The organism is uncultured Streptomyces sp. (assembly GCF_947488945.1).
Lineage (GTDB): Bacteria > Actinomycetota > Actinomycetes > Streptomycetales > Streptomycetaceae > Streptomyces.
In genome coordinates, this window is sequence record NZ_CANLBS010000040.1 from 14809 (window position 1) to 27053 (window position 12245).

At 74.0% G+C, this 12245-nt stretch carries 8 protein-coding genes, 2 tRNA genes, 1 pseudogene and 1 riboswitch; of the genes and pseudogenes, 3 read left to right on the forward strand and 8 right to left on the reverse strand.

Going from position 1 to position 12245, the window contains the following annotated elements; genetic code table 11:
- The first annotated feature begins 99 nt into the window (after positions 1-99).
- The 3 genes from Q0994_RS33110 (at position 100) to Q0994_RS33120 (ending at position 4045) form a co-directional block, all read left to right on the forward strand.
- Positions 100-1338, forward strand: coding sequence for an FAD-dependent oxidoreductase (locus Q0994_RS33110; protein WP_299542297.1), 1239 nt, complete (start codon positions 100-102; stop codon positions 1336-1338).
- Positions 1339-1504: 166 nt separating this feature from the next.
- Positions 1505-2305, forward strand: a complete 801-nt coding sequence (trmB, locus tag Q0994_RS33115) for a tRNA (guanosine(46)-N7)-methyltransferase TrmB (RefSeq protein WP_299542299.1) — start codon at positions 1505-1507, stop codon at positions 2303-2305.
- 66 nt (positions 2306-2371) lie between these two features.
- Entirely contained in the window at positions 2372-4045 is a 1674-nt protein-coding gene (locus tag Q0994_RS33120) for a PrsW family intramembrane metalloprotease (protein ID WP_299542282.1), read from the forward strand.
- An 83-nt stretch (positions 4046-4128) separates the two neighbouring features.
- Here Q0994_RS33120 and Q0994_RS33125 read toward each other — a convergent pair whose 3' ends face one another.
- The 8 genes and pseudogenes from Q0994_RS33125 to Q0994_RS33160 all read right to left on the reverse strand — a co-directional run.
- Positions 4129-5076, reverse strand: a complete 948-nt coding sequence (locus Q0994_RS33125) for an aldo/keto reductase (protein WP_299542284.1) — start codon at positions 5074-5076, stop codon at positions 4129-4131.
- A 334-nt stretch (positions 5077-5410) separates the two neighbouring features.
- Positions 5411-6472 (reverse strand): M23 family metallopeptidase, encoded by a 1062-nt coding sequence (locus Q0994_RS33130; protein ID WP_299542287.1) that lies wholly within the window; start codon positions 6470-6472, stop codon positions 5411-5413.
- An 11-nt stretch (positions 6473-6483) separates the two neighbouring features.
- Positions 6484-6638, reverse strand: a riboswitch (cyclic di-AMP (ydaO/yuaA leader).
- 299 nt (positions 6639-6937) lie between these two features.
- Positions 6938-8092 carry a PP2C family protein-serine/threonine phosphatase gene (locus Q0994_RS33135; protein ID WP_299542289.1) on the reverse strand — a complete coding sequence of 385 codons (1155 nt, stop codon included), beginning with the start codon at positions 8090-8092 and terminating at the stop codon, positions 6938-6940.
- Between the two features lie 133 nt (positions 8093-8225).
- Positions 8226-8996: a TipAS antibiotic-recognition domain-containing protein gene (locus Q0994_RS33140; protein WP_299542291.1), complete on the reverse strand. Its 771-nt coding sequence runs from the start codon at positions 8994-8996 to the stop codon at positions 8226-8228.
- A gap of 280 nt (positions 8997-9276) precedes the next feature.
- Positions 9277-9350, reverse strand: a tRNA-Met gene (locus Q0994_RS33145).
- 217 nt (positions 9351-9567) lie between these two features.
- A complete protein-coding gene (locus Q0994_RS33150) occupies positions 9568-10902 on the reverse strand; it encodes a sugar ABC transporter substrate-binding protein (RefSeq protein ID WP_299542293.1) in 1335 nt (444 codons plus the stop codon).
- Between the two features lie 809 nt (positions 10903-11711).
- A tRNA-Lys gene (locus Q0994_RS33155) sits at positions 11712-11785 on the reverse strand.
- A gap of 208 nt (positions 11786-11993) precedes the next feature.
- Positions 11994-12245 (reverse strand): annotated as a pseudogene (locus Q0994_RS33160) (RNA helicase); the annotation flags it as partial.

Here is a 12245-nt window from a genome sequence, read left to right on the forward strand (position 1 = left end):
CCCGTCCGGTCCGGCGCCGCGCCGGTGGAACCGGGCCGCGCCGGGGGTTTGAGGGCGTTGTCAGTGGGCCAGTGCACTATCGGGGTGGGAGGTGGCGTGGTGAGGACTCACGCGGCGTACGACTGCGACGTCATGGTGATCGGCGGCGGGACGCTCGGCCTGGCGACGGCGCGTGCCCTGGAGCGGGCCGCGCCCGGCGTCCGGGTCACCGTGCTGGAGCGGGCGGCGGCCGGAGCCGTCGACCGCCCCGGACCGGACGACGGCGTGATCGCCTGCGGCGTCCGGCACCGGCCCGGCTCCTTCGAGGCGCGCACCGCCGTGCGCGGCGCGGCCGAGCTGGCCGACTTCTGCGCCGAGCACGGCATCCGGCACACGATGGCCGGAGAGCTGATCGTCGCCACCGACCGCGGCGAGCTGCCGCGGCTGCACGCCCTCGCCCAGCGCGGCAGACAGCACCGGTTGCCCGTGCGGGAGCTCGGCCCCGCGCAGATCGCCGAGTACGAGCCGTGGGTGCGGGGCCTGGCCGGGATCCGGGTCGGCGGTGCGGGCACGGCCGACGCCGGGGCGGTCCGGGCGGCCCTCGCCGCCGATGCCGTCGCCGCGGGCGCCGTCGTCCGGTACGGCTGCGAGGTGGTCGCCGTGGACCGCAGACCGTGGGGCGTCGCGGTGCGCACGGCGGACGGCGCGGTGGTCCGGGCCCGGACCCTGGTCAACTGCGCCGGACCGCACGCCGACCGGGTGGCCCGGCTGACCGGTGACCGGCCCGGCATACGGCTCGTCCGGTTCCGCGAACCCCGGTTCTCGGTGGGCCGGCCGGAGCTGGTGCGCGGACAGGTCCACACCGTGCCCCCCGCCGGGCTCCCCGGCCCTCTGGGCTTCCCGGCCGGGCTGCGGTTGACCCGCGGCACGGACGGCGCCCTGCACGTGGGCGCCGGCGCCCCGCTCGTCCCGGCGTCCGGGACCGCCGCGCCGGCGGAGCACCCCGGCGCCTGGCGCACGGCCGTGCGCCACCTGCGCCACCGCACGGCCGGGACCCTGCGGCCGTGGTCCGACGAGGCGTTCACCGCCGCCCTGCGCCGGCTGCTGCCCGATCTCGGCGAGGACGACCTGCGCCCCTCGGGCGTCGCGGTGCACACCCGGGCGATGCTCCCGGACGGCGGACTGACCGACGGCTTCCTCGTCCGCGAGGCGCCGCACACGGTCCACGTGCTGAACGCGCCGACGCCCGTCGCCGCGGTGGCGCTGCCCCTCGGGAGGGAGGTGGCGCGCCGCGCGCTGGCCTCCGCGCGCGGGACGGGCTGGAGACCGCCCGCCGTAGAATCGGGGCATTGTGTCTGAGCAGCCCCTGAACCCCGCCCCCGGAACGCCCGGTACCACTCCCGCCGAGCGCGGCACCCCCGACGTGTCCGCCCCGGCCGACGACGTGACGACCGACGCCCCCGCCGCCGCGTCCGGTCCCGACCGGCCCCACGCCGGCGCGGCCGGCAGCGACGCGGCCGACGACGTGACGACCGCCCACGGCACGGCCGACGACGCCGCCGCCCTGCGGGCCGCGTCCTTCGAGCGGCAGCGCAGGCTCCGCCAGGAGCCCCGGTTCCCCGGCGGTCCCTCGGCGGACCCGGCGGGCTCGCACCACGAGCGCCGCATCCGCAGCTTCCAGCCGCGCCGCAGCCGGGTCACCGCCGGCCAGCTCGACTCGCTCCAGCGGCTGTGGCCGCAGTGGGGCCTGGACATCGACGGTCTGCGCGTCCTGGACCTCGACGCGATGTTCGGCGGCCTGCCGGTCGTGCTGGAGATCGGTTTCGGCATGGGCGAGGCCACCGCGCAGATGGCGGCCGACGACCCCGGCACCGGCATCCTCGCGGTCGACGTCCACACCCCCGGCCAGGGCAACCTCCTCGGCCTCGCCGAGCGGGCCGGCGCCACCAACGTCCGGGTCGCCAACGGCGACGCGATCATCCTGCTGCGCGAGATGCTGAAGCCGGAGTCCCTCGACGGCCTGCGGGTGTACTTCCCCGATCCGTGGCCGAAGGCACGGCACCACAAGCGCCGCCTGATCCAGCCGGAGTTCCTCGACCTGGTGGCGGGGAGGCTGAAGCCCGGCGCGGTGGTGCACTGCGCGACCGACTGGGAGCCGTACGCGGAGCAGATGCTGGAGGTGCTGACCGCGCACCCCCGGTTCGAGAACACCGCGGCCGACGGCGGATACGCCCCGCGCCCCGCGTTCCGCCCGCTCACCCGCTTCGAGGGCCAGGGCCTCGACAAGGGCCACGTGGTCCACGACCTGTTGTTCGCCCGCGTCTGAACCCTCCGGCCGGGGCGGCCGGGTGGCCCCTGGTCAGTTGTCGGTGGCGCTCGTTAGGGTCGTGGAGTGTCCGACGGGTCCGCGCAGTACCAGCAGCCGGCCGTCCCGGTCCTCGAAGGGCGAGCGCCCGCCGAGGTCCTGGGCGCCGTTCCGGAGCGTGGCCAGTGGCGTTACCGGCCGCGCCGGGTCGGCATGCTCCGGCGCAGCAAGGCGTTCCGCGCGGGAGCGGTCGTCGTCGCCCTGGCCGTCTGCGGGCTGCTGATCCTGGCGCTGGTCCGCGAGCAGACCGGGACCGAGGGGTTCCTGGTCGGGCTGGGTCTCGCGGTCCTGCCCGTGCCGCTGCTGCTCACCGCGTTCCGCTGGCTGGACCGGGTCGAGCCAGCGCCCTGGCGGAGCCTGCTCTTCGCCTTCGCGTGGGGCGCGTGCGCAGCCGCCCTCATCGCGATCCTCGCCAACTCCTTCGCCACCCGGTGGATCGCCACCGCGACCGCCGATCCCGGCAGCGCGGACACCCTCGGCGCCACCGTCGTCGCGCCGGTGGTCGAGGAGAGCGTCAAGGCGGCGGCGGTGCTGCTGCTCCTCCTGTTCCGCAGACAGGGCTTCCGCGGTGTCGTCGACGGGATCGTGATCGCCGGGTTCACCGCCACCGGCTTCGCGTTCACCGAGAACATCCTCTATCTCGGCAACGCCTTCGGTGAGGACCAGGAGCTCGGCACCGGGGGCCTGGGCTCGATCACGGTCGGCACCTTCTTCGTGCGGGTGGTGATGTCGCCTTTCGCGCATCCCCTGTTCACGGTGCTGTCCGGCATCGGCGTCGGGCTGGCCGCGCAGGCGGCCCGCGGCCATCGGACGCGCCGTGCGCTGCTGCCACCGCTGGGTCTGCTGCTGGCGATGGGCATGCACGCCCTGTGGAACGGCTCCGGGGTCTTCGGCGACTACGGCTTCTACCTGGTCTACGGCGGGTTCATGATGCCCGTGTTCGCACTGGTGACCTGGCTGGCGCTCTGGTCGCGGCGCAGCGAACTGCGCACCCTCGCGGCCGAGTTCCCCGCGTACGCCGCGGCCGGCTGGCTCACTCCGGCCGAGCCCTACGCGCTGGCGTCGATGCGGGCCAGGGGCATGGCCCGCGATCTCGCGCGCCACTGGCACGGGCAGCGGGACCGCAAGCGGGGGCGGGCGGCGGCCCGTGCGGTCGCGGAGTACGAGTCCTTCGCGACGTCGCTCGCCGCACTGCGCCGGGACGCCCGGCACCGGGGCCCCGCAGCCGACTTCGCGGTGCGGGAGCGGGAGTTGCTGCACCATCTGTGGGAGCGCCGGGAGGTGGCGGCACCGGCCCTGGCCCACGCGGCACGGGCCACCGTCCGTCCGGCGGCCCACCGCCGCCCGCCCACCGGTCCGTACGCGGGCCACCCCCCGCACGCGCCGTACCCGTACCCACAGCCGCGCGTACCGGCCCCGTACGCCCCGGCCCCGTACGCCCCGGCCCCGTACACGCCGGCTGGGCACGCGCCCGCTCCGCACCGGGCCGCCCCGTACGCGCCCCACACGTACGCACCCAATCCGTACGCCGGGACATACTCCGGGACACAGGCGGCCGGCCCTCCGTACACGCCGACTCCGCACGCGCCCCATTCGTACCCGTCGCCCCGTCCGTACCCACCGCACCGGGCCGGAAGCGGGGGCGACGCGTACCCGCCGGCGCGGACGCCGGACGGCGACCCGGCCGACCGCACGCCCTGAGCGGGGCGTGGGGCCGGCCGGGTCACCACGGTGACGAGCCCCGCCGTCAGACGCAAGCGTCGGTCGGGCGCAGGCGTCGTCGGTCAGGCGGAGGCGTCGGTGAGGCGGCCGACCTCGTCGTCGGTCAGCCGGGTGTCGGCGACCGCGAGGAGCGCGGGCAGCTGCTCCGGGGTGCGCGCCGAGGCGATCGGTGCGACGACGGTCGGCCGGGCGGCCAGCCAGGCGAGCGCGACGGTGGCGATCTCGGCGTCCCGCTCCCGGGCGATCGCGTCCAGTGCGGCGAGGACCCTTTGGCCCCGCTCGGACTCCAGGTGCTGGCCGGCCTTCTCGGCGCGGGCGCTCTCGACCTGCGTACCGGGGCGGTACTTGCCGGTGAGGAAGCCGGAGGCGAGCGCGAAGTACGGGACGGCGGCGAGTCCGGCCTCGGCGGCGGTGTCCTGGAGCGGGCCCTCGTAGGTGTCGCGCGAGACGAGGTTGTAGTGCGGCTGCAGCGCCACGTAGCGGGCGAGCCCCTCACGCTCGGAGAAGTCCAGCGAGGCGCGGAGCCGTTCGGGGCTGATGTTGGAGGCGGCGATCTCGCGGACCTTGCCCTCCTTCACCAGCTGGTCGAGGGCCGTGATGATCTCTTCGACGGGGACGGTCTCGTCGTCGAAGTGGGTGTAGTAGAGGTCGATGTGATCGGTGCCGAGCCGCCGCAGCGACTCCTCGGCCGCACTCTTGATCGTGGCGGCGGAGAGTCCCTTGAAGGCGGGATGGGCGCCGACCTTGGTGGCGACGACGACGTCCGAGCGGTTTGCCCGGGAGGCGATCCACTTGCCGATGACGGTCTCCGACTCGCCGCCCTGGTTGCCCGGGATCCAGGCGCTGTAGGCGTCGGCGGTGTCCACGAAGTTGCCGCCGGCCGCCGCGTAGGCGTCCAGGACGGCGAACGACTGCTCCTGGTCCGCGGTCCAGCCGAAGACGTTGCCGCCGAGGGCGAGCGGGAAGACCTGGAGTCCGGACGTGCCGAGTGTGCGCAGGGAAGAAGTCATGATCGGTTCAACGAACCCGCCGAAGGGCACTATTCCTGACCCGCACGATCGGCTGCCGGTGCGGACGCCACGAAAACTGCCGGTACGTGCGCCGGGGCGGATGTCCGAGGGGTGGGTGGCGGGCGCGGTCGCCGGGAGACCGGAAGGAGGCGGCCGGTCGCCGCGGGCTCCGGGCCGACAGCCCCGACGTCGGGGGGGGTGGACGTCAGGACTGCCGGCGTTCGGGGCGGATCCGGGCGCGGTCACGCGCACCGGATCCGGTGCGGAACGGACGTACGCCGGTCCTGCGGCCCCGGCCGTCACGCGGACGGTGAGGGGGCCGAGACACAGACTGTCAGACGGAGAGGCCCTTGCCGGTCAGCCACGCCATGGGGTCGATGCCGGAGCCGCCGGCCGTGTGCACTTCGAGGTGCAGGTGCGGCCCGGTGACGTTGCCGGTGGCGCCGACGCGGCCGATGGTGTCGCCGGTGGTGACCGTCTGGCCGGCGACGACGTCCATGGAGGACTGGTGGCAGTACCAGATCTCCGTGCCGTCCTCGAGCTCCAGCACCGTGCGGTAGCCGTACGAACCGGACCAGCCGGCCGACTTGACGGTGCCGCCGTGCACGGCCTTGACCGGGGTACCGGTCGGAGCGGCGAAGTCAAGGCCGGTGTGCTGCCCGGAGGCCCACATGGTGCCGGCCTGACCGTAGGTGGAGGTGATCGTGTAGGAGGAGGTCGGCAGTGCGTAGCTGGCGGCCAGCCTGGCGAGCCGCTCGGCCTCGGCCTTCATCTTCGCGGCCTCCTCGGCCGCCTTCTTCTCCGCCGCGATCTTGGCCTCGGCGGCGTCCTGCTGCTTCTTCGCCTCGGCGGCGGCCTGCTCGGCGGCCTTCGCCTCCTGCGCCGCCTTCGCCTCGGCGTCGGCGCTGGCCTGCTGCTGCTCGGCCTGCTGGAGGATGCGGGCGCGCAGCGCCTCGCCCGCGTCGGTGGAGCCCTGCTCCGCCTCGGCGGTGGTGATGCCCGCGCTGGTGAGCGGCGCGGACGCGACACCTGTTGACGTTGCCGAGGCCGCGGCCGCGGCTTCGTCGCCGCCCAGCAGACTGCCTATCCCGGGAAGGGACTTGGCGTCGGGGAGATTGTCCGCGAAGGAATCGGGAAGGGAGATGGAGACCGGCGGCTTGCTCTGCGCGGTGGCCATGCCCCCCGCACCCACGGCCGCGATGACGCCGACGCCGAGGACGGTGGAACTACGGGCGAGACCTCGCTGCTTGGCCACCCGGTGCCGGCCGCGCACGGGACGGACGGACTCCGCGGTGGGGTTCCATTCCTCCCAGGATCCGGCCTGGTCGTCGTACGTACCGAAGCCGTCCGCGGTGAAGGGTGACGGGGCCTCGGGGGCAGGCTGGTTGGACGCCACGTGGGCGCACTCCTTTCCTTCCTTCTCGCCTACCGGGTTAGCTGACGGGTTCGGAGCAGGAAGGTCTCCTACGGACGTCCGGGCGTCTCTCACGAGACACAGGTGTCCGATTCACCCCAGGAAAGTGGTTCCCCGGTTCCCTCGCGGAATTCGGCGCTCGCACACGGAGCCGCCTTGGCGACGGCTGGGACCGCGTTGCGTTATCGAACGTTAATAGACAGACACCTCCGATTCCAAGCCGTTCCTGTTGATCGTTCCAACCGCGAGACGGCTCTTACCGGGGCATAACCACCCCGATTCGGGCGAGTTGAGGACTCTTCGCGTTCAACAGTTTTTCTGACGGTCTGTCATATGTTATCGAGCGAGACGTCGCCGTCACCGTCCGTCGCCGCGTACCGCACCGTGGTCCGCGCGGGCCGCGAGGACCGCCCAGGACAACGGCCGCGGACCGGCCCGGCGCACGTCTCAGGAGCCGTCCCGGCCCACGATCGGCACCGTCCTGCGGCGCTCCGGCTGCCCCCGTCCCGGCCGCCCGACCGCCAGCAGCGCCAGGTCGTCCGTCGACCGCCCGCCGGTGTGCAGCCGTACGTCGTCGGTGAGCGCGGACAGGAGTTCCTCCGGGCCGGGGAAGATGCGGCCGCGGAGCCGGGCGGCCGGGTCGTAGAAGATCCCGGCCCGGTCGCGCGCCTCGGAGAGCCCGTCGGTGAACAGCAGCAGCGTCGATCCGGCCGGCATCTCCCAGGTGTCCGCCCGGTCAGGCCACACGCCGAGGTCCATGCCGATCGGGAGCGCCGGCACCCGGGGACGCAACACGTCGAGCGCCCCGTCGGCGTGCAGCATCAGCGGCTCGGGGTGGCCCCGGTTGACGAGCCGGACCTCGGAGCCGCCGGCCGGGATCTCCGCGAGCACCGCGGTGACGAACCCCTCGGTCGCGTCCAGCCCGCCCCGCCGCGCCCCTTCCCGGGCCAGCGCCCGCTCCAGCCGCTGCGCCACCCCCTCCAGCGAACGCTCCTGCTCGGCGGCCTCCCGGAACGCCCCGATCACCACCGCGACCGCCTCGACCGCGCCGAGCCCCTTGCCCCGTACGTCCCCGACCACCAGTCGCACCCCGTACGGGGTGTCCGCGACGGCGAACAGGTCGCCGCCGACGAACTCGTCGGCCTGCGCCGCCTCGTACCGGGCCGCGACGTGCAGCCCGCCGATCCGGCTCGCGGGTTCGGGCAGCACCGCGCGCATGGCGGTCTCCGCGATGACCCGGGCCGAGGCCAGCTGCTCGTTGTTGCGCCGGATGACGCCGTTGATGACCAGGGCCAGCACGGAGGCGGTGACCACGGTGGCGGTCTCGATGATCGGGACGACCTGGGTGAGGGTGCCGGCGTGGACGCGCATCGCGAGCACGGCCAGCACGGCGGCGATGCCGGTGCGCACGGTGCTGGCCAGGGAGAAGAACGGGGCGGCGACCAGGGGCGCGGCCACGAAGAGCGGGACGGCGGTGACGGTGGGCGGGGTCGCGATGTCGAAGCACAGGCCGCCCGTGATCAGCAGCGCGGGCAGGGCGCGGACGAACCGCCGCACGGCGGCGCTCCCGGCGAGTCCCCGCCACCACTGCCGCTGCCCCACCTGTGCTCTCCTGCCCGGTCCGCCCACGGCTGCGGACGGTACCGCTCCTCGGCCGGGGCGGGCGGAGCCGCGCCGGGCGGCGGCTCCTCATCGGCCGGAAGGGGGAACGCTCCGCCCGGCTCCCCGCGACCGGTCACGGGGAGGCCGGAGCCCCGCCGCCGAGTTCGGGCCGGCGCCGGGCGAAGTCCGCGAGCGCGTCCCGGACGAGGGCGGCGGTGCCCTCGCCGTGACGGTCGTAGTGGCGCCCGAAGCGGGGATCGGCCACATAGGTCTCGCCGAGACCGGTCAGATAGGCGGCGGTGGGGGTGACCGTGGCGGACAGCCACTCCACGTGCCGGCGGGCCAGCTCCCGCACCACCTCGTCGTCGGCCGCACGCCCCGCGCGCCGCGCCGCGCCCCAGTCGCGGGCCAGCTCCTCGTGGGCGGCCAGGTGCGCCGCCTTGGCCGCCGCGCCGAGCCCGTGCCACCGGCGGTCGCCCTCCCGGTAGGCGTCGCCGCCCCACCGCTCGGTCACCTCGGCTTCGTAGCGCGTGTGGTCGAACCCGTCCAGCACCTCGTCGGCCATCAGGGCCGCTCCTTCCGTCGTCCTGAGCAGAGTGGTCCGCACCGAGGCGATCTGCCGCCCGATGCGTTCCCGCTCCTGTTCCAGCAGGAGCAGGTGGGTGTGCAGGGCGGCCTCGGTGTCGCGCTGCCCCGCCAGTACGTCCCCGATGGCCGCGAGCGGCAGGCCGAGCTGCCGCAGCAGCAGGATGCGCTGCAACCGGACCAGGGCGTCCTGGTCGTAGTACCGGTAGCCGTTGGCGCCGGTCCGGCTCGGGGGCAGCAGGCCCAGCTCGCCGTAGTGGCGCAGGGTGCGGCTCGTGGTGCCGGCCTTCTTCGCGATCTCCTGGATGGACCACTCCATGCCGGAAACGCTAGAGGTTGACGCGACGTCAAGGTCAAGCGCGGGTCCGCTCGCACGGCGGCAGGGGACGCGGAAGCCCGGGTCCTGGGGCTCGCACGGACCGTGGGAGGGGCGCGGAGACGGGGAACTTGAGGCGCGCGGCTTGTGCAAGGGGCGCGGAGGCCGGGAACTTGGCGCGCGTCGGCCATGAAAGGGACGCCGAGACCGGGGGCGGAAGGGTCTACGTCCGGAAACGACTCGGGCCCGGCACGCTGTATGCGTGCCGGGCCCGGTCCTTCAGTAGCGGGGACAGGATTTGAACCTGCGACCTCTGGGTTATGAGCCCAGCGAGCTACCGAGCTGCTCCACCCCGCGTCGACAAAGACAACTCTACGTCATTCCCGGAGCGCTCATGACCACGTTTGCCTCCGGGCGCCCCGGAGACCCGCGCGGACCGTGGCCGGCGGGCGGCGGGAGCCCGGCCCCCGGGGTCGCCGGGAGCGACGGCGAGCCCGCCGCCCGACGGCTTCACCCCGAGGGCCGGGCAGCGGCCGTCCGGCGAATGGGCCGGACGCGCCCGCCGCCCGGTCCCTCAGTCGCCGTTCGTCTCCCGCCACTCCGTCTGCGCCGCGTTCAGCTTCTCGGCGAAGTCGTCGAGGAACTGCTTCGCCGTCGCCTTGCCGAGGAGCACCTTCTGGAAGCCGGGCTCGCTGTCGGCCTTGGTCAGGGTGTTCCAGTCCGGCAGGTAGTAGGGCAGCTGCACGATCTTGGTGTCGCCGGAGAAGAGTGCCTCCACCCCGAGCTTGGTGGTCTCCGCCTCGCCGATCCAGGCGTCCTGCGCCGACTCCTTGTTCGCCGGTATGAGGCCCGCCGACTCGCTGAACTTCGAGTTGGCCTCGTGGGAGGCGGCGTACTCGATGAACTTCCACGCTGCCGCCTTGTTCGAGGACGACCGGAACAGCCCCAGGCCGGAGACCGGGTTGGAGACCATCACGCGGGTGCCGTCGGGGAGTTCGGGCTGGGGCACCCCGCGGAAGTTCCCGGCGCCCAGCGCCCGGACGTGGTCCTGGTAGGAGCCCAGGTTGTGGTTGAGCATCCCGATGGATCCCGAGTCGAACTGGGCGACCATCTTGGTGAAGTCGTTGTTGAGGTCGGCCGCAGGGGTGGCCTTCTTGTAGAGGCCGACGTACTTCTCCAGCGCGGCGACGTTCTTCGGGTCGTTGACGGTGGTCGTGGTTCCCTCCGCGTCCCAGAACGACTCGATGCCGGACTGCCCGTACATCGCGTCCAGCGCCTGCGCGATCGATCCGGGGCCGCCCCGGATCGTGTAGCCGAAGACGTTCTTCCGCCGGTCCGTCAGCTTGGCGGCGGCCGCGTAGAACTCGTCCCAGGTGTCGGGCTCGTCCAGCCCGGCCTTCTCGAAGAGGTCGGTGCGGTAGTAGAGCACGCCGTTGGTCGCGGTGATCGGCACGGTGTACGTCTCGTCCCGGCCGCCCGCCACCCGCACGTTCTCGGTCATCGCCGCGTTGAGCTTGCCCTTGAGGGCGCTGTCCTGGACCCGGCCGTCGAGTGGTTCCAGCGCGTCCTGCGCGGTCAGTCCCGCGATCATCGCCGCGCCGACGCCGCCGACGTCCGGCAGGCCGCCGCCCTGGATCGCGGTGTCGTACTTGGACTGCGCCTCGGTGGAGGCGATCCCGACGTACTGCACGTCGATGTCCGGGTTGGCCTTCTCGAAGTCCGCGATGATCTCCTTCCAGATCGCCGTGCGGACACCGCCGTTCTCGTCCCAGAAGACGATCTTCCCGGTGCCGGACCCTTCGCCCCCTCCGGCCAGACCGCTGCCGTCGTCCCCGCAGGAGGTGGCGGTCGCTGCCAGGGTGGAGACCAGGAGGATCGCGGTGGCGAGGCGGCTGCTGCGGTTGCTCATGCGGACTCTCTTCTCTGCGTGCTCGCTGTCGGAACTCCCCCACCGGTCGGGCCTGCGCGCGGGTGGGGCCGCGCGGGTCGACTCGACGCCGGGCGGGGGCGGAGAGCGGCCCGGAGAGCGTAGAAAGCGCTTGCACGACGGGCGTCGGCGTGCCGGGGCGCAGATGCGGAACACGGAGACGGGCCTTCCGGGGTGGGGGACTCGGCGGCTCGGAGACGGGGGTCGGGGGCGGAGGGAGGGACGGTCGGCCGGGAGGGCTACGGCTCCGTACGGAGCCCCGGCCGGACGGTCCTGGCGGACCCGGCGCGGGAGGACCCGGGCCGGAAGGACCGGGGGCGGGTGGCCCGGGTGCGGGAGGGCCCCGGTCTCAGGCCTGCGTCCATGACGGCTCCTCACCCCCCTTCGTCCGGTGGGCTCGCGTACCGCGATCCCGTTCAGCGTCTCGTATATGACATACGAAGCGCGACGCGACGAAGGTAAGTCGGCCCGGAGCAGCCGTCAATGATCCGCGCAGAACGAAGGCGGCCCCGGTGGTTCGCGACGAAGCTGTGCGCGGCGCCTCGGAGAGTCAGCGTTCCTCAGCGGGGCGAGGCTCTCGCACGGGCCGGGTGGGCACCGGCGCCGACCGCCGTCGGGGCGGGCACGGGCAGGCGACTCCCGCAGCGGCGCGGCCGGCGGACCGGCCGGGCGGCAACACCGAAGGGCCGTCCGGCCGTACACACCCCGGAGACGACCGAGCGCCCCTCCCGGTCGAAACCGGAAGGGGCGCTGAGCCGCGGACCGGAGGGATTCCTCCGGCCCGCGGTCGGTAGGCCGTGTGGGACTCGAACCCACAACCAACGGATTAAAAGTCCGCTGCTCTGACCAATTGAGCTAACGGCCCGTGCCGAACCACCACTGAGCATAGCCCGCCGCCGCCCGGCAGCCGATCCGGTATCCGGTGTCCGGTGCCGGAGGCCGGAGAATCACCGGCCGGGCGCCCGCCCGGCGGGCCGGGAAGCGGCAGGGCCCGTACGGCACCGGTGCGGTGTCGTACGGGCCCTGCCGTCGGACGGTGTCACGGCCTTCGCCCTCGCGGGCGGCCGGACGGATCAGCCGTTGCGCTTCCAGCGCGGCTTGTCGTCGCGGCGGCCGAAGGTGCCGGTGTTGGTGCCGGTGTTGGTGCGGTGGTCGTCACGACGGCCCTGGGGGCGGTCGTTGCCGCCGGAGCGGAAGCCGCCGGTGGCCGGGCGGTCGTCACGACGGCCCTGCGGGCGGTCGTTGCCGCCGGAGCGGAAGCCGCCGCCGGTCGGACGGTCGTCACGACGGTCGCGGTTGAACGAGGGACGCTCGTCGCGGCGCTC

Coding starts and splice junctions, on each gene's coding strand:
- Q0994_RS33125 (WP_299542284.1), bottom strand. CDS start 5,076: ATGACTTCTTCCCTGCGCACACTCGGCACGTCCGGACTCCAGGTCTTC.
- Q0994_RS33140 (WP_299542291.1), bottom strand. CDS start 8,996: ATGGAGTGGTCCATCCAGGAGATCGCGAAGAAGGCCGGCACCACGAGC.
- Q0994_RS33150 (WP_299542293.1), bottom strand. CDS start 10,902: ATGAGCAACCGCAGCAGCCGCCTCGCCACCGCGATCCTCCTGGTCTCC.